Origin of the sequence: Streptomyces sp. NRRL F-2664, assembly GCF_000719345.1 — a bacterium.
In the GTDB taxonomy this organism is placed as follows: Bacteria; Actinomycetota; Actinomycetes; order Streptomycetales; family Streptomycetaceae; genus Streptomyces.
Window position 1 is genome coordinate 20,452 of record NZ_JOFX01000013.1, and the last position, 19,205, is coordinate 39,656.

Here is a 19,205-nt window from a genome sequence, read left to right on the forward strand (position 1 = left end):
GTGCGGGGTGGGGGTGCGGATGCCGCTGCGCGAAGCCCCCTTCCCCGTGCCCCGGGCACCCCGGACGCGCGCCTCAAACGCCGGCGGGGCTGAAAGACCGGGGCTCCGCCCCCGGCCCCGCGCCTCAAGCCCCGGCGGGGCTGAGAGACCGGGGCTCCGCCCCCATCCCCGCGCCTCAAACGCCGGCGGGGGCTGAAAGACCTCAAACGCCGGCGGGGCTGGAAGACCTCAAACGCCGGCGGGGCCGGAAGACCTCGAACGCCGCCGAGGCTGGAAGACGGGGCCGGAAGGGGACGGGTTAGGGGCGGCCTCCCGGGTGGATTATGGCGCGGGCCGCGGCTCGGCAGCCGGCGCGGGCCGCTTGCGGCGGGTCCGCGCCGTCCAGGCGGGCCGCCAGGAAGGCGCCGGTGAAGGCGTCACCGGCGCCCGTGGAGTCCACCACCGGCTCGGTCGGCGGCTCCGCCGCCACCTCCGCCGTGATCCGGCCGCGCTCGGCCACGAGCGCCCCCGCCGGGCCCAGGGTCACGACCACCAGCGGCACCCGCCGGCTCAGCGCCGTCGCCGCACGGGCCACTCCTTCGCCCTCCGGCAGCCCGGCCAGCAGCCGGGCCTCGTCCTCGTTCGGCAGCAGCACCCCCGCCCCCGCCACGGCGTCCAGGAAGCGCTGCGGACCCAGCGCCGCGAGGAATCCGGCCGAGGCGGGATCCACGCTCACCGACACCCCCCGCATCCGCGCGGCCCGCAGCGCGACCAGGGCCAGCTCCCGGCTGGGGTCGGCGAAGAACAGATAGCCGGACAGGTGCAGGTGCGCCGCACCGTCCAGCAGCGACGGAGCCCAGTCGGCCGGGCACAGCCGCAGCGAGGCCCCGCTGTCGGTCAGGAAGGTCCGCTCCGCGTCCTTCCCGACGAGGGCCACCACCGTCCCCGTCGGCTCCTCCTGGTCGATCACCAGCCGGGGCCGCACTCCCGCGTCCACCAGGGCCCGTTCGTGCCACCGCGCCGATTCGGTGCCCACCCGCGCGAGGAGGCGTACCTCGGCGCTCCCCGTACGGGCGGCCCAGCAGGCCGCATTGGCCCCGGCGCCCCCCGGCAGGGTGCGGATGCGGGCTGCGGTGTCGGTGGCCGGAGCCAGCGGATCGGTGTGGACGGCGACCACGTCCGTCACCACGTCCCCGACGACGAGCAGCGCGCCCGCAGCGGTCATGCCCGCGCCGCCCAGGCCCCGGCGATCCGGGCACCGAGCCGCACGTTGCCGCGTACCGCCGCCAGGTTCGCCTCCAGCGAGGCCCCGCCGGTCGCCCGTACCAGGAAGTCCAGCAGGAACGGGGTCACCGCCTGGCCGGTGATGCCGCGCTCGCGGCACGCGGCGAGGGCCTCGGCCAGGACCCGGTCGTGCAGCTCCGGGTCCAGCTGCTGATCGACGGCGACCGGGTTGGCCACGAGCAGCGCCGACTCCGCCGCCCCCAGGGCATCCTGAGCGGCCATCACCGCCGCGACCTCCTCGGGCCGGTGCACCGTCCAGTCCACCGGCTCGCCGGAATCGGCCAGGTAGAAGCCGGGGAACCGGCGCGTGCCGTACCCGAGGACGCCCACCCCCAGCGTCTCCAGCCGCTGCAGCGTGGCCGGCACGTCCAGGATGGACTTCACCCCCGCGCACACCACCGTGATCCGCGTCCGGGCCAGCAGCGCGAGGTCCGCCGACTCGTCCTGCGCACGGGCCCAGTCACGGTGCACGCCGCCCAGTCCGCCCGTCGCGAAGACGCGAAGCCCCGCCCCGGCCGCGAGGAAGGCGGTCGCGGACACCGTCGTCGCCCCGGTCGCGCCCGTCGCCAGTGCGGGGGCCAGATCCCGGTGACCCAGCTTGCGGACGCCGTCGCCGGTCGCGATCCGCTCCAGCCGGGTCTTGTCCAGGCCCACGCGGGCCACGCCGTCCACGACCGCGACCGTCGCCGGAACCGCACCCTCCGCGCGGACCAGTTCCTCCAGTTCGAGGCCCACCTCCAGGTTGCGGGGGCGGGGCAGCCCGTGCGCGAGGATCGTCGACTCCAGGGCCACCACGGGACGGCCCCGGTCGAGCGCCTCGCGCACCTCTTCGGACAGGACCGGTCCGCCGGACGGGGATGCAGTTGCTCTCTGCTGTGACATGTCCCCATCCATGGCACGCCACCGGCACCCCCAAACGCACTCCCGTCGCACCAGCCCCAAGGTGTCCGAGGAGTGCCCCCCGGGGACGGGCGCGGCTGCTACGACGGGCTCCCCGACCGCCGCGACCTCGTCCACGCGGACCGCGGCGCATTTCGCGGCCCGGCAGGGCCGGGCCCTCGACGCACCGCCCACCACCGCGTCGGGACCTGCCGCCGGACTGGACAGGGTGACTCGTGGGGCGGTCCGTTCCTGGACGCTGTGGTCACCGTGCCGGGCGGGCGGGCCGCACTAGGCTGGCGCGCCATGAGCCCCAGCGATCACCCCGCCGCCCCGCCCGCCCCCGCATCCTTCGCCGTCGACGTGGCGGGCGTGGAGCTGGAACCCGACGACCTCGACCCCGCGCAGATCGTCTCCGGGGACCCGGTCGTCACCGGCAAGGTCCTGTGGGAGTCGGCCGACGGCAAGCAGGTGCGCGGGATCTGGCAGATCACTCCGGGCGTGGTCACCGACGTCGAGGCCGACGAGCTGTTCGTCGTGGTCTTCGGACGCGCCACCGTCGAGGTCGAGGGCGGCGAGACCCTGGAGGTCGGGCCCGGCTCCGCCGCTGTGCTGCGGGAGGGCGACAAGACCGTCTGGACCGTCCACGAGACCCTCCGCAAGGCCTACCACATCAGCCACTGAGGCCGTACGCCCCCGTCAGCCCTTGTCGGCCCGCACCGGCACGCTCCTCCGGCGAACCCCCTCCGGCCCTGCGGGGTGGCGGCGTGCGGTGAAGAGGGCGAGCGCCGCCATCGGCAGCAGCAGCGAGGCACCGACAGCGTTCAGCCAGCCGTAGCCCGCCTGCGCCATGATCACGCCGGCGGCGGCGCCGCCCACGCCCGCGGCGGTGTTCATGGTGAGGTCGCTCAGGCCCTGTACGGCGGCCCGTGCCGCCTGCGGCACCGAGTCGGTCAGCAGGGCCGAGCCGGACACCATCCCCGCCGACCAGCCGAGGCCGAGCAGGAAGAGGCCGAGCGCGCTCTGCCCGTGGCTGGGCCCGGCCGTACCGGCGAGCAGCGCGGCGAGCGACAGCAGCCCCGCGGCGAGGCCGATCACGGTGAACCGGCCGAGCCGGTCGGCGAGCCACCCCATGAGCGGGGAGAACGCGAACATCCCCGCGATGTGGCCGCTGATGACCAGCCCGACCAGTTCGAGGCCGGCGCCGTGGTGGCCGAGGTCCATCGGGGTCATGACCATGATCGAGACCATGGTGGTGTGGGAGACGGCGACGGTCAGGAGGGCGAGCCGGGCCCGGGGGGAGGACCGCACGGCGGCGATGCCGGCGCGGATCGAGCGGCCCTCGCGGCCCTGCTCCTCGGGGGCGGCGACGGACCGTGCCGTCAGCAGCGGGTCGGGCCGCAGGAGTACGGCGATCAGCGCTCCGGTCAGGACGAAGACGACGGCGGCCCACACGAAGGGGCCCGCCGTCTCGGGTATGGAGGTCCCGGCGAAGCTGCGGCTCGCGGGGGCGGACAGGTTGGGCCCGAGGACCGCGCCGAGGGTGGACGCCCACACGACGACCGAGATGGCCCGGGCCCGGTGGTCCGGTGCGGCGAGGTCCGCGGCGGCGAACCGGGCCTGGAGGTTCGCGGAGGAGGCGGCACCGAAGGCGGCCATGCCGAGCAGCAGCAGCGGGAAGCTCTTGACCGTGGCGGCGAGGACGACCAGGCCGGCCCCGACGGCGCCGATCCCGTAGGCCAGGACCAGCCCCGGGCGCCGGCCGCGCGCGTTCATCAGGGCGGCGAGCGGCAGCGAGACCAGGGCGGTGCCGATCACCGAGGCGGTGGAGGCGAAGCCGGACAGCGCCTCGGTGCCGCTGACCTCCGTGGCGAGTACGGGCGCCAGGGCGATGCTGATGGGCACGCCGAGGCCGCCCAGCACCTGCCCGGCCATGAGGACCCGGGAGGTGCGCTTCTGCAGCCGGGCCAGTTCGGGCAGGCCGAGCGGCGGGGCGGGTGGTGGGGTCGGAGGCGGGGTGGGCCGGTCCGTGCCGGGCGAGGCGGTCACGCCGTACCCCGCCCTCGCGGGTGCGCGGCGGCGCGGCGCGCGGGGGGCGCGGTGGGGCCGGGTGCGGCGGCGGCAGCAGTAGTCACCGCCGCAGTGTGCCACCCCTTACCGCCGGGCGGAACCGGGCCGTCGTCGGGGACGTGCCCGCAGGTCACAGCGCGGCAGCCGGGACCGTGAGGACGGCAGTGACGGCAGTGACGGCCGTGCCGGTTGTGACTGCGGCTGACGGCCGTCGAGCCGGGGCGTCAGAACAGCGGCTGCGGCAGGACCCCCTCCAGCGCGAGCAGCTGCCGCTTGGTCTCCAGACCGCCGCCGAACCCCCCGATGCCCCCGTCGTTCTCCACGACCCGGTGGCAGGGGACCACCAGCGGCAGGGGGTTCGAGCCCATGGCGTTGCCCACGGCCTGCGCGGCGCCGGGCTGTCCGGCACGGGCGGCCAGCTCCCCGTAGCCGACGACCGATCCGTAGGGCACGGAACGGTCCAGCTCCTGGAGCACCTGCCGGTTGAAGCCGGAGCTCAGGCGCCAGTCCAGCGGGAGGTCGAAACGCCGCAGTGCACCGGCGAAGTAGGCGGCGAGCTGCCGGACCGGCTCGGCCAGCAGCACCTCCTCGCCCGGCGCGGGCCTCCTGGCGTCGGCGCCGAGCCGTGAGACGAGCGGACCCACCATCCGGTCGACCCGGTCCGGTCCGGCATGGAACTCGACCCGGACCAGCCCCTCCGGGGTCGCGGCCAGGAGCAGGGGACCGATGTCGCTGGCGACGACGGTCCATTCGAGGTGCGGTCCGCGGGGCCGCTCGGTGCTGTCCACGCGTCCACGGTACGGCCCGCCTCCGACAGGCTGCGCCCGCCCGGGGCGGCTCAGAAGCCGCCCACCGCCTCCCGGACCACGTCCGGGGCGTTGGTGATGATCCCGTCCACGCCCATCTCCTGCACCTTGCGGGCCGTCGCGGCGTCGTCCACGATCCAGGTGTCCACCTCCATCGCCCTGCCGTGAGCCCCGAGCAGGCCGTGCACCGCCGCGACCCAGTCCGCCGAGATGGTGGTGTGCCACGGGTTGATCCGGTCGGTGAACTCCGCGTACCGCGGCAGGTCCGCCACCGGCGGGGTGCCGAGGAAGGCCGTCACCAGGTCGGGGCGCAGCCCGTGCACCCTGCGCACGCAGTCGGCGCTGAAGCTCTGCACCACCAGGCGGCGCGCGACATGGCGCGCGTCGAGCCAGCCCGCCTCGCCCAGCACCTTCAGGGTCTGCTCCTCGATCCCGGGGTAGAGCTCCGGCTTCTTGATCTCCAGCAGCAGCCGCTGGCGGTTGCGCTGCACCCGGTCCAGGTACTGCCGCAGGGTCGGTACGGAGGCGCCCGCGTACTCCTCGCCGAACCAGCTGCCCGCGTCCAGCCGGGCGATCTCGGCCGCCGTGAAGTCCTTGACCCTCCAGGGCCCGCGGTCGGGGAAGAGCTGCTCGACGTCCGTGGTCCGGGCCAGGGTGTCGTCGTGGATCACGACCAGCTCGCCGTCCTTGGTGCGCTGGACGTCGTTCTCGACCCAGTCGAAGCCCAGGCGCATCGCCAGGTCGACCGCCGCGAGGGTGTTCTCCGGGGCGTACGCCGAAGCCCCCCGGTGGGCGTACACGACCGGACCCCCGAGGTCCAGCGGTCCGGCGGCGGGTCCGGGGCCGGTGGCGGCGTACGACGCCGTCCCGCCCAGCAGGGTGAGGGCCAGGCCCAGGAAGGCGGCGGCGGCCGCGGCGGCGGGTCGGACGTACATGTGCGTTCTCCTCGGGTCGTGAGCCCTGTTCCTGCGTCAGAGGGGTGCGGACCGGCAGACGTTGTGGCGATGCACTTCACCGCGATCATGGGGTTGAAGATCACAGAGCCGCCACCGAACTGCGTCAAACGGACCAGAACGGATGACGTCGCTCGGCGCCGCACCCGGACCTGCCGGGCGCCCGCGAGGGGGCCGTGGACCGCTGGGGGGACGTGAGTGTCGGTGGAGGGTCGTACGGTGGAGTCATGCGGCCCGTATCGAAGATCGAACGCACGGTGGCGCCTTTCGAGGTCGTCAGCCCCTACCAGCCCAGCGGCGACCAGCCGGCGGCCATCGCCGAGCTGGAGAAGCGCATCCGTGCAGGTGAGAAGGATGTCGTCCTGCTGGGTGCGACCGGCACCGGCAAGTCGGCGACCACCGCCTGGATGATCGAGAAGCTCCAGCGCCCCACCCTGGTCATGGCGCCGAACAAGACGCTGGCCGCCCAGCTGGCGAACGAGTTCCGGGAGCTCCTGCCGAACAACGCCGTCGAGTACTTCGTCTCGTACTACGACTACTACCAGCCCGAGGCCTACGTGCCGCAGTCGGACACGTACATCGAGAAGGACTCCTCGATCAACGAGGAGGTGGAGCGGCTGCGCCACTCCGCCACCAACTCGCTGCTGACCCGGCGGGACGTGGTCGTCGTCGCCTCCGTGTCCTGCATCTACGGCCTCGGCACCCCGCAGGAGTACGTCGACCGGATGGTCGCCCTGAAGGTGGGCGAGGAGATCGACCGGGACCAGCTGCTGCGCCGCTTCGTCGACATCCAGTACACGCGCAACGACGTGGCCTTCACCCGCGGCACCTTCCGGGTGCGCGGCGACACCATCGAGATCTTCCCGGTCTATGAGGAACTGGCCGTCCGCATCGAGATGTTCGGCGACGAGATCGAGGCGCTGTCGACCCTGCACCCGCTGACCGGCGAGGTCATCAGCGAGGACCGCGAGCTGTACGTCTTCCCCGCCAGCCACTACGTCGCCGGCCCGGAGCGCATGGAGAAGGCGATCGCCGGCATCGAGGCCGAGCTGGTCGAGCGCCTCGCCGAGCTGGAGAAGCAGGGCAAGATGCTGGAGGCGCAGCGCCTGCGCATGCGCACCACCTACGACCTGGAGATGATGCGGCAGATCGGCTCCTGCTCCGGCATCGAGAACTACTCGCTGCACATGGACGGCCGCGAGCGGGGCTCGGCACCCCACACCCTCATCGACTACTTCCCGGAGGACTTCCTCCTGGTCATCGACGAGTCGCATGTCACCGTGCCCCAGATCGGCGCCATGTACGAGGGCGACGCCTCCCGCAAGCGGACCCTCGTGGACCACGGCTTCCGGCTGCCCTCCGCCCTCGACAACCGCCCGCTGAAGTGGGAGGAGTTCCAGGAGCGCATCGGCCAGACCGTCTACCTGTCGGCGACCCCGGGCAAGTACGAGCTCTCGCGCGGCGACGGCTTCGTCGAGCAGATCATCCGCCCCACCGGCCTCATCGACCCCCAGGTCGTGGTCAAGCCCACCGAGGGCCAGATCGACGACCTCGTGCACGAGATCCGCGCGCGGGTCGAGAAGGACGAGCGGGTGCTGGTCACCACCCTCACCAAGAAGATGGCCGAGGACCTCACGGACTACTTCCTGGAGCTCGGCATCCAGGTCCGCTACCTGCACAGCGACGTCGACACGCTGCGCCGCATCGAGCTGCTGCGCGAGCTGCGGGCCGGCGAGTACGACGTCCTGGTCGGCATCAACCTGCTCCGCGAGGGCCTCGACCTGCCCGAGGTGTCCCTGGTGGCGATCCTCGACGCCGACAAGGAGGGCTTCCTGCGCTCGGGCACCTCCCTGATCCAGACCATCGGCCGCGCCGCGCGCAACGTGTCCGGCCAGGTCCACATGTACGCGGACAAGGTCACGCCCGGCATGGAGAAGGCCATCGAGGAGACCAACCGGCGCCGCGAGAAGCAGATCGCCTACAACACCGCGAACGGCATCGACCCGCAGCCGCTCCGCAAGAAGATCAACGACATCGTCGCCACCATCGCCCGCGAGGAACTGGACACCGAGCAGCTCCTCGGCACCGGATACCGGCAGACGAAGGACGGCAAGGGGGCCAAGGCGCCGGTGCCGGCCCTCGGGGCCCACGCCCCGGCGGGCGCCGGCAGGGCCGCCAAGGCGGGCAAGGGTGCGAAAGCGGCCAAGGGGGCCACGGGCGCCGCGGTCCTCACCGACCGTCCGGCCGCCGAACTGGCCTCGATCATCGAGCAGATGACCGAGCGCATGCGCGCCGCCGCGGCGGAGCTCCAGTTCGAGGTGGCGGCCCGGATCCGGGACGAGGTCGGCGAGCTGAAGAAGGAGCTCCGGCAGATGAAGGAAGCGGGCCTCGCCTGAGCCGGGGGCTGTCAGTAGGGTTGGGTCACAGCCGCAGGAACACGCTGCGCACCAGTCAACTGGGGCGGGCTACGGAGAGGGGACGCGCGTGACGGTCAACATGACCAAGGGTCAGGCCATCAGTCTGCAGAAGTCGGACGGAGGGACGCTGACCGCGGTCCGGATGGGCCTGGGCTGGCAGGCGGCCAAGCGCCGCGGACTGTTCGGCTCGCGGACGCGGGAGATCGACCTGGACGCGTCGGCGGTACTCTTCGCCGACAAGCAGCCGGTCGACGTGGTCTTCTTCCGCCACCTGCAGAGCGACGACGGCTCGGTGCGCCACACCGGTGACAACCTCGTCGGCGGCGTCGGCCAGGGCGGGGACGACGAGGCGATCCTCGTCGACCTCCAGCGGGTGCCGGTCCACATCGACCAGATCGTCTTCACGGTGAACTCCTTCACCGGACAGACGTTCCAGGAGGTGCAGAACGCCTTCTGCCGCATCGTCGACGAGACCAACGGCCAGGAGCTGGCCCGCTACACCCTCGACGGCGGCGGCGCGTACACCGCGCAGATCATGGCGAAGGTGTCCCGGGCGGGCGCCGGCTGGCAGATGACGGCCCTGGGCAACCCGGCCAACGGCCGGACCTTCCAGGACCTGATGCCGGCGATCCTGCCGCATCTGTAGCAGTACCGACTGCGGTACCGGAGAGCGGTACCGCACAGAAGAAGAGACAGGCACGGGGGAGGGGCTGCACGATGACGGCCGAACTGGTCCGGGGGCAGAACCACCCCGTGTCCCAGAACCGGGTGGAGATCAGGGTCTCGGCGGGTACGCCGGTGCTGGCCCTGGCCTCGCTCGCCGACGAACAGGGCCGGCTGTCCGGCAGCGAGGTCCTGGCCCACCCCGGCGCCAGGTCCCTGCCCGGCGTGCAGGCTCCGGCGGAACTCGCCGACCGGCACACCTTCGCCGTGGACCTCGGCGCCGTCGCCGCGGACGTCCACCGCCTCGGCGTGCTGCTCGTCCTGCCGCCCGGCGGCCCGGTCCGCTTCGGCGCGGTCCCCGCCTCCCACGTGTGCGTGGCCGCCCCCGACGGCGGCGCCGAGATCGCCGGCTACACCCTGACCGGGCTGGACGCCGAGAGTGCCGTGACCGCCCTGGAGCTGTACCGGCGCCAGGGCGCCTGGAAGGTCCGCGCCGTCGGCCAGGGCTACGCCGACGGCCTCGGGGCCCTCCTCGCCGACGGCGGGCTGCCCGCGCCGGCCGCCCGGGAGCTGGCCGCCACCGTGCTGGGCGCCGTCGCCCCGGCGCAGGACACGGACGTGACGCTCGCGACCCTGCCCACCCTCGCCGGCGACGTGGGAGCCCCGCAGCCCCCGGCGCAGACCCCCGCGCCCGCCCCGACGCCCCCGGAGCCGCTCCCCGTCTCCGGCACCCCGTACGCCGGTACGCCCGGCCCCGCGCCCGCCGGCGACGGCTCCCCGCCCACGATCAGCTACACCCACCCGCGCCGCCGCCGCACCAGCAGCGAGCCGCCCGAGCCGGCCCCGCGCGCCGCCGCCGCCGAGCCGGGGCAGCCGCCGCGGCCGGTCGCCGGCGACGCCAGTGGCTGGTCCATGGACGAGCGGCTCTACAACCAGGTCTGGGGCATGTTCGAGGACCTGGCCCGTACCGTCGCCGCCTACCGCAGCGCCGTGGAGTTCGCCGACTCCCGCATGGACCGCGAACTGGACGACGTCCTCTCCGACCCGCGCCACCGCCTCGGCGGCTCCGGCAACGCCGCCCGCGACACCGCCCGGGCCCGCCGCGACGAACTGGTCGCCCAGGCCCAGGCCGTCCTCGACCGGGACCTCGTCCAGCTGATCGCCGAGTCGGAGGTCGTCGAGCCCGCGCTGCCGGCCGCGTACGCCCGCTGGGACAACCCGGTCTGGCACGGCCATCGCACGCCCGAGGAGGGCCCGCTGGCCCTGCGCCTGGGCGACCTGCACCTGGCGGAGCGGCCCGACCTGCGCATCCCCATGCTGGTCCGGCTCCCGCTGGAGCGCGGGCTGTGGATCGACAACGGCCGCACCGGTTCGGAGGCCGCGATGGCCATGGACACCGACCGGCTGCGCCGGGCTGCCATGGACATGGCCGTCGCCCACGCGGTGCGGCTGCTCGCCGTCCACCCCGCCGACCGGTTCTCCGTCCACGTCATCGACGCCGCCGGAGCCGGCGCCGCCGCCCTGGAACCGCTGGTACGGGCCGGGGTGCTGGCCGGGCCGCCCGCCGCCGGCGCGGCGGGGGTCACCCGGACGCTGGCCGACCTGACCCGGCGCGTGGACCTCGTGCAGATGGCGCTGCGGGCCGGGGCGCCCGAGGACCTGCCTGCGGATGTGGACACGGCCGAGCAGCTGCTCATCGTGCACGACTTCCCGCACGGCTTCGACGACCGGGCCGTCACCCAGCTGCGCTACCTCGCCGACGAGGGCGCGGCGGTCGGCGTACACCTGCTGATGGTCGCCGACCGCGACGAGGCCTCCGCCTACGGACCGCTGCTGGATCCGCTGTGGCGCTCCCTGATGCGGCTCTCGCCGGTCCCGGACAACCACCTCGCCGACCCCTGGGTGCAGCACGCCTGGACCTTCGAGCCGAACCTTCCGCCGCAGGGCAGCAGGGTTCTCGACCAGGTGCTCGACCGGGTGGCGGAGGCCCGGCGCACTACCCGTCCGTGACCATCCTTTGGCATTCCCTTTACCTTCACCGCCTGTGGCGGGTAAGCTCGTCCGTGCGGAGGGGAGTATTCCTGCTTTCCTGCTACGGCGTACCCGTCAATACGGACCACCAGCGGCACCACGCGCGCGGTCCCGGGGCGTCGGCCCACGGCCACCAGGCCGCCCGGGTGGAAGAGACCTCCGGCAGCGATGACGCTGACGAAGTGCTGAGCCATCCGCCGGAGGCGTGTTCACCATGGAAGTTTCCTGGGCCCTTTGGGTCGCGACCATTGTCGGTCTGTCCCTGCTCATCGGCGCCGACTTCTTCATCGGCCGCAAACCCCACGACGTGTCGATCAAGGAAGCCGGCACCTGGACGGTCGTCTGGATCGTCCTGGCCGCGCTCTTCGGCCTCGGCCTGTGGTTCTTCGGCACCCCGCAGGCGTCGCAGGAGTTCTTCGCGGGCTTCATCACCGAGAAGTCCCTGAGCGTCGACAACCTCTTCGTCTTCGTGCTGATCATGGCGAAGTTCGCGGTGCCCTCCCACCTCCAGCAGCGCGTCCTCCTCATCGGCGTGCTGATCGCGCTCGTCCTGCGCGCGGTCTTCATCGCGGCCGGCGCCGCGATCATCGCCAGCTTCAGCTGGGTCTTCTACATCTTCGGCGCCTTCCTCATCTACACCGCGTGGAAGCTCATCCAGGAGGCCCGCAAGGACGAGGACGAGGAGGAGTTCGAGGAGAACCGCCTCCTGAAGTCCGTCGAGAAGAAGTTCGGCGTCGCCGACCAGTACCACGGCACCAAGCTCTTCATCGTCACCAACGGCAAGCGCGTGCTGACGCCGCTGATGGTCGTCATGCTCGCCATCGGCACCACCGACGTGCTGTTCGCGCTGGACTCGATCCCCGCCATCTTCGGCCTCACCCAGGACCCGTACATCGTCTTCACGGCCAACGCCTTCGCGCTGATGGGTCTGCGCCAGCTGTACTTCCTGATCGGCGGCCTCCTGGAGAAGCTGGTCCACCTCAGCTACGGACTGTCGATCATCCTCGGCTTCATCGGCGTCAAGCTGGTGCTGCACGCCCTGCACGAGTCCGGGGTGCACGTCCCGGAGATCTCGATCCCCGTCTCCCTGGGCGTCATCTGCGGTGTCCTGGTCATCACCACGATCACCAGCCTGATCGCCTCGAAGAAGCAGGCGGCGGCCGAGGCCGCCGCCCGCCCGGAGAGCATCGACGCCTGACGGGTGCGCGGATCCGTCCGCGCGTCTAGACGGGGGCGGCCGTGGCGGCCGCCCCCGTCTGCGTGTCCGCGTCCCGTTCACCGCCGGCGCCCGTCCGCTTGCCCACGACCAGCGGGCTCGTCTCCGGCAGCAGGGCGAAGCAGGCCAGGCTCACCAGCGCGATCGCGGTCAGGTACGCCGCGACGCCCCACGGCGGGCCGGAGCCGTCCGCCAGCGCCGTCGCCACGACGGGGGTCAGTGCCCCGCCCAGCACACCGCCCAGGTTGTAGCCGACGGCCGCACCCGTGCAGCGGATCCGCGGGGCGTACAGCTCCGGCAGGTACGCGCCCACCACCGCGAACATCGTCACCATGCCCAGCAGCGCCACCGCGAAGCCCAGCGTCATCAGCAGCGGCTCCGCCGTCCGCAACAGCATGACCAGCGGGAACATCCACACGGCGCTGGCCGCGCACCCGGCCAGGCACAACGGCCGTCGCCCGTAGCGGTCGCCCAGCACCGCCATCAGCGGGGTCATCAGGCCCTTGAACGCCACGGCCGCCATGATGCAGGCGAGCATCGTCGTACGGCCGACCGCCAGGTGCTCGGCGGCGTAGGCGAGGGACCAGGTGGTCACCGCGTAGAAGACGGCGTAGCCGACCGCCAGCGCCCCGCCGGTCAGCAGGAGCAGCCGCCAGTGGCCCCGGACCACCTCGGCGAGCGGGGCCTCCGCCCGCCGGCCGGTCGCCGTGAGCGCCCGGAACTGCGGGGTCTCCTCCACCGAGCGGCGCAGCCACAGCCCTGCCAGGGCCAGCAGCCCGGCCGCCCAGAACGGCACGCGCCACCCCCAGGAGGTGAACTGGGCGTCCGTGAGGGAGGCCGACAGGCCCAGCATCAGCCCGTTGGCCAGCAGGAACCCGACCGCCGGACCGATCTGCGGGAAGCTCGCCCACAGCCCGCGCCGGCGCTCCGGCGCGTGCTCGGCGGTCAGCAGCACCGCGCCGCCCCACTCGCCGCCCAGCCCGAGGCCCTGCAGGAAGCGCAGCAGGAGCAGCAGCACCGGAGCGGCGATGCCGATCGTCCCGTACGTCGGTACGCAGCCCACGGCCACCGTGGCGAGGCCGGTGAGCAGCAGGGAGGCCAGCAGCACCGGGCGCCGGCCGTAGCGGTCGCCGATGTGGCCGAAGACGGCGGAGCCCAGCGGCCGGGCGAGGAAGCCCACGCCGAAGGTGCCGAAGGCGGCGAGGGTGCCGGCGAGCGGGGAGAAGGACGGGAAGAAGAGCGGCCCCAGGACGAGCGCCGCGGCCGTCCCGTAGACGAAGAAGTCGTAGAACTCGATGGCGGTCCCGGCGAGCGCGGCGGTGGCGAGGCGCAGTATGCCGGGCCGGGCCCGGCCGCCGTCGTCAGCGGCCCGCGGGGCCGGAGCGGGGGTGGCGGCGGGGGCTGTGCTGGACGTCGTCGAGGAGGCTGGTGAAGGCCTCCGCATCGCCGTGGGTGTTGCCGACGCCGCCGGGGAACAGGCAGTCGCCGGTGAACACGTGCGCGTGGCCGTGCGGATCGTCGTAGACGAGCGCGATCGAGCCGGGGGTGTGGCCGACCAGGTGGCGGGCGGTCAGCTCGACCCGCCCGACGCGCACGGTGTCCCCGTCCGCGAGGGGGACGTCGGTCGCGACCGGGATGCCCTCGGCGTCCAGGGCGCCCGCGTAGGTCCTCGCCCCGGTGGCCGCGACGACCTCCGCCAGCGCGCCCCAGTGGTCGCCGTGCCGGTGGGTGGTGACCACGGAGGCGATGCCGTCGTCGCCGATCAGGTTCAGCAGCGTCTGCGGTTCGGCGGCCGCGTCGATGAGCAGCTGCTCGTCGGTGGCCCGGCAGCGCAGCAGGTAGGCGTTGTTGTTCATCGAGCCCACCGCGACCTTGGAAATCATCAGGTCCGCGAGCTCGTGCACGTCGGCCGGACCGCCGACCTTGACCTCTCCGGTGTACGTCATGTCATTGATCCTAGAGGTGTCTTCCTACAACGGCGGGAGCTCGGGGAGGGGGCCGCCCGTGGTGGTGAGGGAGGCGCCCTTGTCGCCGCGGCCGGCGAGCCAGGCCAGCAGTGCGGCGGGGGAGCCGGACACGGTCACGGCCGGGTCTCCGGCGGAGCCGGTGCGCCAGGTGCGCCCGTCGGCGGCGGCCAGGGCCGTCGCGGGCACCTCGGGGCGCCCGGACCAGCGGTCGGCGAGGAAGGAGATCTCGCGGTCGGTGAACTCCTCCGGCAGGTCGGAGAGCTCGTAGCCGATGCCGAGGTCGACGTGGTGCAGGTCCACCTCGACCCAGCGGCGGAAGGGCACGTTCGAGGCGAGGTCGGTGACCCCGCCCCGCAGCTCGACGGTGCGCGACCAGTCCTGGTCGTGCTCGGTGGCGGCGAGGAAGCGGTCCGCGGAATGACGGAGGTCCCTCAGGTGTTCTTCCAGGGGCCGGCCGGCGTCGCGAGCGATGTCCGCGTCGCGCGCCTCGCCGCTGTCGTACATCGGGCGGCCCTCGAGGACGTTGACGAGGGCGTCGGCGTTGCGCGCGAGGTGGGCCAGGATGTGGCCGCGGGTCCAGCCCGGGAGGTGTGACTCCTCGGACAGGGCGCCGTTGTCCAGTTTCGCGACCGCGGTCAGCAGCCGCTCCGTGGCTTCACGTACAGATCGCAGGTCGTGCACATGATCAGTCATGGTTTCGAGCCTAGTGCTCGGGGCCGGCGGCCACACGATCGGGTGAAGAGGTTTGCGCAGTGCCGTAAATCGAATGTGCGTGCTATACGCTCGAAGTCGAAGCTCCATCTCCACCGCAGTGGCGCCCCCCATACCCTGGGACGGGGGCTGTGCCCCCCGCTCTCTCAAGAAAGGTGCGGACCGGCGTGACCGACCGTCTCATCGTTCGTGGCGCTCGCGAGCACAACCTGAAGAACGTCTCGCTCGACCTGCCCCGCGACTCGCTCATCGTCTTCACCGGACTCTCCGGGTCGGGCAAGTCCTCCCTGGCCTTCGACACGATCTTCGCCGAGGGCCAGCGCCGCTACGTCGAGTCGCTCTCGTCGTACGCCCGCCAGTTCCTCGGGCAGATGGACAAGCCCGACGTCGACTTCATCGAGGGCCTCTCGCCGGCCGTCTCCATCGACCAGAAGTCCACCTCGCGCAACCCGCGCTCGACCGTCGGCACCATCACCGAGGTCTACGACTACCTCCGCCTGCTCTTCGCCCGCATCGGCAAGCCGCACTGCCCCGAGTGCCGCCGGCCCATCTCGCGCCAGTCGCCGCAGGCGATCGTCGACAAGGTGCTCGCGCTCCCCGAAGGCAGCCGCTTCCAGGTGCTCTCGCCGCTGGTGCGCGAGCGCAAGGGCGAGTTCGTCGACCTCTTCGCCGACCTCCAGACCAAGGGCTACAGCCGCGCTCGGGTGGACGGCACCACCATCCAGCTCTCCGAGCCGCCGGCCCTGAAGAAGCAGGAGAAGCACACGATCGAGGTGGTCATCGACCGCCTCACCGTCAAGGACGGCGCCAAGCGCAGGCTCACCGACTCCGTGGAGACGGCCCTCGGCCTCTCCGGCGGCATGGTCGTCCTGGACTTCGTCGACCTTCCCGAGGACGACCCCGAGCGTGAGCGGATGTATTCCGAGCACCTCTACTGCCCGTACGACGACCTTTCCTTCGAGGAGCTGGAGCCGCGCTCCTTCTCCTTCAACTCGCCCTTCGGCGCCTGCCCCGAGTGCACCGGCATCGGCACGCGCATGGAGGTGGACCCGGAGCTGATCGTTCCCGACGAGGACAAGTCCCTCGACGAGGGCGCGGTCTCGCCGTGGTCGCTCGGCCACACCAAGGACTACTTCCAGCGGCTGATCGGCGCGCTGGCCGGGGAGCTGGGCTTCCGCACGGACATCCCGTGGGCCGGTCTGCCGGTCCGGGCGAAGAAGGCCCTGCTCTACGGCCACCGGACGCAGATCGAGGTCCGCTACCGCAACCGGTACGGGCGCGAGCGGGCGTACACCACGGCCTTCGAGGGCGCCGTGCCGTTCGTGAAGCGGCGGCACGCCGAGTCGGAGAGCGACGCCAGCCGCGAGCGCTTCGAGGGTTACATGCGCGAGGTGCCCTGCCCCACGTGTGAGGGCACCCGCCTCAAGCCGATCGTGTTGGCCGTGACGGTGATGGAGAAGTCCATCGCCGAGGTCGCCGCCATGTCGATCAGCGAGTGCGCGGACTTCCTGGGACGGCTGCGGCTCGACGCCCGCGACAAGAAGATCGCCGAGCGGGTCCTGAAGGAGGTCAACGAGCGGCTCCGCTTCCTCGTGGACGTCGGCCTGGACTACCTCTCCCTCAACCGGGCCGCGGGCACGCTGTCGGGCGGCGAGGCCCAGCGCATCCGGCTCGCCACGCAGATCGGCTCCGGCCTCGTCGGCGTGCTCTACGTGCTGGACGAGCCCTCCATCGGCCTGCACCAGCGCGACAACCACCGGCTGATCGAGACGCTGGTCCGGCTGCGGGACATGGGCAACACCCTGATCGTCGTCGAGCACGACGAGGACACCATCAAGGTGGCCGACTGGGTCGTGGACATCGGCCCGGGCGCGGGCGAGCACGGCGGAAAGGTCGTCCACAGCGGTTCGCTCAAGGAGCTGCTGAAGAACACCGAGTCGATGACCGGGCAGTACCTCGCGGGCAAGAGGGCCATCGAGATCCCGGATGTCCGCCGGCCCGTGAACGGAGAGCGCAGGCTGACCGTCCACGGCGCCAAGGAGAACAACCTGCGGGACATCGACGTGTCCTTCCCGCTGGGCGTCCTCACGGCCGTGACCGGTGTCTCGGGCTCCGGAAAGTCCACCCTGGTCAACGACATCCTCTACACCCACCTCGCGCGCGAGCTGAACGGCGCCCGTTCGGTGCCGGGCCGCCACACCCGGGTGGAGGGCGACGACCTCGTCGACAAGGTCGTCCACGTCGACCAGTCGCCCATCGGTCGGACACCCCGGTCCAATCCGGCGACGTACACCGGCGTCTTCGACCACGTGCGCAAGCTCTTCGCCGAGACGATGGAGGCGAAGGTGCGCGGCTACCTGCCGGGCCGCTTCTCCTTCAACGTCAAGGGCGGGCGCTGCGAGAACTGCTCCGGCGACGGCACGATCAAGATCGAGATGAACTTCCTGCCGGACGTCTACGTCCCGTGCGAGGTCTGCCACGGCGACCGGTACAACCGGGAGACGCTGGAGGTCCACTACAAGGGCAAGTCCATCGCCGAAGTGCTGAACATGCCGATCGAGGAGGCGCTGGACTTCTTCGAGGCGGTCCCGACGATCGCGCGCCACCTGAAGACGCTCAACGAGGTCGGGCTGGGCTACGTGCGCCTCGGCCAGTCCGCGCCGACCCTGTCGGGCGGTGAGGCGCAGCGCGTGAAGCTGGCGTCCGAGCTGCAGAAGCGCTCCACGGGCCGGACGGTCTACGTGCTGGACGAGCCGACGACGGGTCTGCACTTCGAGGACATCTCGAAGCTGATCAAGGTGCTGTCGGGGCTCGTCGACAAGGGCAACTCGGTGATCGTGATCGAGCACAACCTGGACGTCATCAAGACCGCGGACTGGGTCATCGACATGGGCCCCGAGGGCGGCTACGGCGGCGGCATGGTGGTCGCCGAGGGCACCCCCGAGCAGGTGGCCTCGGTGGGCGCCAGTCACACGGGCAAGTTCCTGCGGGACATCCTCGGCGCGGACCGGGTCTCCGACGCGGGCGCCTCCCCGGTACGGGCCGCGGCGAAGAAGGCCCCGGCCAGGAAGGCGGCCGCGGCCAAGAAGGCGGCCCCGGCCAAGAAGGCCGCCGCTCCGGCGAAGAAGGCGACGGCGAGGACCCGCAAGGCCTAAGGGCGTAGTGCCGGCCCCGGCGGGCGGGCGGGGCCGGCACGACGGCCGGTGGCCGGGCCGTGCCCTGCCCTGCCCGACCGTGCCGAGCCGGCGAGTCCGTCCGGGTCGGCGGGGCGCCGCTCAGGGGTCCAGTTCCGCCGCGTACGGGGGTTCCGCGCCCGGGCGGGTGCAGGTCAGGGCCGCCGCGTGGGCGGCGCGGGCCAGGACGTCCGGCCAGTCCACCGGCCCTCCCGGCGCGGCGGCGAGGCGGTGCAGCAGGGCGGCGTTGACGGTGTCACCGGCCCCGATCGTGTCCGCCACCGCCACCGGGCGGGCCGCCGCCGAGTACTCGGCGCCCTCCCGGGTCCAGACCGTCAGGCCCGCCGCCCCACGGGTCAGCACCACCGCCGAGGGCCCGGCCGCCAGCCAGTCCCCGACCCGCCCGCCCAGCCAGGCCGCGTCCTCCTCCGAGAGTTTCAGGACACCGGTGTGCGGCAGCAGCCGGTCCCTGAAGCGGGCCCGGTACCCCGCCGGGTCCGCGATCAGCGCCGGCCGGATGTTGGGGTCCAGCAGGGTCAGGAGCCCGCGCCGCGACTCCTGGCGCAGCAGGGCCTCGTACGCGCTCGCGCCCGGCTCCAGTACGAGCGAGCAGGTGCCGAGCGCGAGGGCCCGTACCCCCGCCGGGAGGGCCGGAGGCAGTGTGAACAGCCGGTCCGCGGTCCCCTCGACATAGAACCCGTACGCGGCAGAGCCGTCCGAGGCCAGCGACGGCACGGCGAGCGTGGTCGGCTCCGGCCCGCGCTGGACCAGCGACACGTCCACGCCGTCCGCCCGCAGCCCGGCCAGCAGCACCTCTCCGAACCCGTCCGTCGAGACCCGGGAGCAGAAGGCCACCTCGGCACCGAGCCGCCCGAGGGCACGTGCCGTGTTGTACGGTCCGCCGCCCGGCCGGGGCAGCAGCGCACCCGGTGGCCCGGCCGCGGGCACCAGGTCGATGAGGGCTTCTCCGCCGACGACGATCACGCGGAGGAAGGTACTCCATGGAGCGGCGGTATCGTCGGGTGGGCCGTCCGGCCCGCCCCGCCCCCCAGGAGA

Annotated in this window: 14 protein-coding genes and 1 pseudogene; 6 read left to right on the forward strand and 9 right to left on the reverse strand. The window is 72.8% G+C overall.

All coding sequences use genetic code 11. From position 1 onward, the window contains the following. Positions 1–298: 298 nt before the first annotated feature. Both IF89_RS0114370 and IF89_RS0114375 read right to left on the reverse strand, forming a co-directional pair. Positions 299–1,204, reverse strand: coding sequence for a carbohydrate kinase family protein (locus IF89_RS0114370; RefSeq protein ID WP_030766614.1), 906 nt, complete (start codon positions 1,202–1,204; stop codon positions 299–301). Then, a complete protein-coding gene (locus IF89_RS0114375; RefSeq protein ID WP_051807070.1) occupies positions 1,201–2,145 on the reverse strand; it encodes a pseudouridine-5'-phosphate glycosidase in 945 nt (314 codons plus the stop codon). Before IF89_RS0114375 ends, IF89_RS0114370 begins: the two co-directional genes overlap by 4 nt. Positions 2,146–2,448: 303 nt before the next feature. Here IF89_RS0114375 and IF89_RS0114380 point away from each other — a divergent pair, with 303 nt between their 5' ends. Further along, entirely contained in the window at positions 2,449–2,826 is a 378-nt protein-coding gene (locus tag IF89_RS0114380; protein ID WP_030766621.1) for a cupin domain-containing protein, read from the forward strand. A gap of 15 nt (positions 2,827–2,841) precedes the next feature. On the opposite strand, the gene IF89_RS0114385 is transcribed toward IF89_RS0114380, so the two are convergent. From IF89_RS0114385 to IF89_RS0114395, 3 genes are all read right to left on the reverse strand, one after another. Further along, positions 2,842–4,077 carry an MFS transporter gene (locus IF89_RS0114385; protein ID WP_078628304.1) on the reverse strand — a complete coding sequence of 412 codons (1,236 nt, stop codon included), beginning with the start codon at positions 4,075–4,077 and terminating at the stop codon, positions 2,842–2,844. 359 nt (positions 4,078–4,436) lie between these two features. Next, positions 4,437–5,000: a methylated-DNA--[protein]-cysteine S-methyltransferase gene (locus IF89_RS0114390; RefSeq protein ID WP_030766627.1), complete on the reverse strand. Its 564-nt coding sequence runs from the start codon at positions 4,998–5,000 to the stop codon at positions 4,437–4,439. Between the two features lie 50 nt (positions 5,001–5,050). Then, a complete protein-coding gene (locus IF89_RS0114395) occupies positions 5,051–5,953 on the reverse strand; it encodes a glycerophosphodiester phosphodiesterase (RefSeq protein ID WP_030766630.1) in 903 nt (300 codons plus the stop codon). Positions 5,954–6,198: 245 nt separating this feature from the next. On the opposite strand from IF89_RS0114395, the gene uvrB reads away from it, so the two are divergent. The 4 genes from uvrB (at position 6,199) to IF89_RS0114415 (ending at position 12,280) form a co-directional block, all read left to right on the forward strand. Then, the gene (uvrB, locus tag IF89_RS0114400; RefSeq protein ID WP_030766633.1) at positions 6,199–8,367 is read left to right on the forward strand and encodes an excinuclease ABC subunit UvrB; all 2,169 of its coding nucleotides are present in this window, start codon (positions 6,199–6,201) and stop codon (positions 8,365–8,367) included. Between the two features lie 88 nt (positions 8,368–8,455). Then, on the forward strand, positions 8,456–9,034 hold the full coding sequence (locus IF89_RS0114405) for a TerD family protein (RefSeq protein ID WP_030766636.1): 579 nt from the start codon (positions 8,456–8,458) through the stop codon (positions 9,032–9,034). Between the two features lie 71 nt (positions 9,035–9,105). After that, the gene (locus IF89_RS0114410; protein ID WP_030766639.1) at positions 9,106–11,061 is read left to right on the forward strand and encodes a TerD family protein; all 1,956 of its coding nucleotides are present in this window, start codon (positions 9,106–9,108) and stop codon (positions 11,059–11,061) included. Positions 11,062–11,296: 235 nt separating this feature from the next. Beyond that, positions 11,297–12,280, forward strand: a complete 984-nt coding sequence (locus tag IF89_RS0114415) for a TerC family protein (RefSeq protein WP_030766642.1) — start codon at positions 11,297–11,299, stop codon at positions 12,278–12,280. Between the two features lie 25 nt (positions 12,281–12,305). Here IF89_RS0114415 and IF89_RS0114420 read toward each other — a convergent pair whose 3' ends face one another. The 3 genes and pseudogenes from IF89_RS0114420 to IF89_RS0114430 form a co-directional block, all read right to left on the reverse strand. Beyond that, positions 12,306–13,634, reverse strand: coding sequence for an MFS transporter (locus tag IF89_RS0114420; RefSeq protein WP_043193951.1), 1,329 nt, complete (start codon positions 13,632–13,634; stop codon positions 12,306–12,308). Between the two features lie 70 nt (positions 13,635–13,704). Further along, positions 13,705–14,244 (reverse strand): annotated as a pseudogene (locus tag IF89_RS0114425) (MBL fold metallo-hydrolase); the annotation flags it as partial. Between the two features lie 24 nt (positions 14,245–14,268). Beyond that, the gene (locus tag IF89_RS0114430; RefSeq protein WP_030766650.1) at positions 14,269–14,958 is read right to left on the reverse strand and encodes a maleylpyruvate isomerase family mycothiol-dependent enzyme; all 690 of its coding nucleotides are present in this window, start codon (positions 14,956–14,958) and stop codon (positions 14,269–14,271) included. Between the two features lie 185 nt (positions 14,959–15,143). On the opposite strand from IF89_RS0114430, the gene uvrA reads away from it, so the two are divergent. After that, the gene (uvrA, locus tag IF89_RS0114435) at positions 15,144–18,131 is read left to right on the forward strand and encodes an excinuclease ABC subunit UvrA (RefSeq protein ID WP_030766653.1); all 2,988 of its coding nucleotides are present in this window, start codon (positions 15,144–15,146) and stop codon (positions 18,129–18,131) included. 120 nt (positions 18,132–18,251) lie between these two features. On the opposite strand, the gene IF89_RS0114440 is transcribed toward uvrA, so the two are convergent. Beyond that, positions 18,252–19,133, reverse strand: a complete 882-nt coding sequence (locus IF89_RS0114440) for a carbohydrate kinase family protein (protein WP_030766656.1) — start codon at positions 19,131–19,133, stop codon at positions 18,252–18,254. Positions 19,134–19,205: the final 72 nt, after the last annotated feature.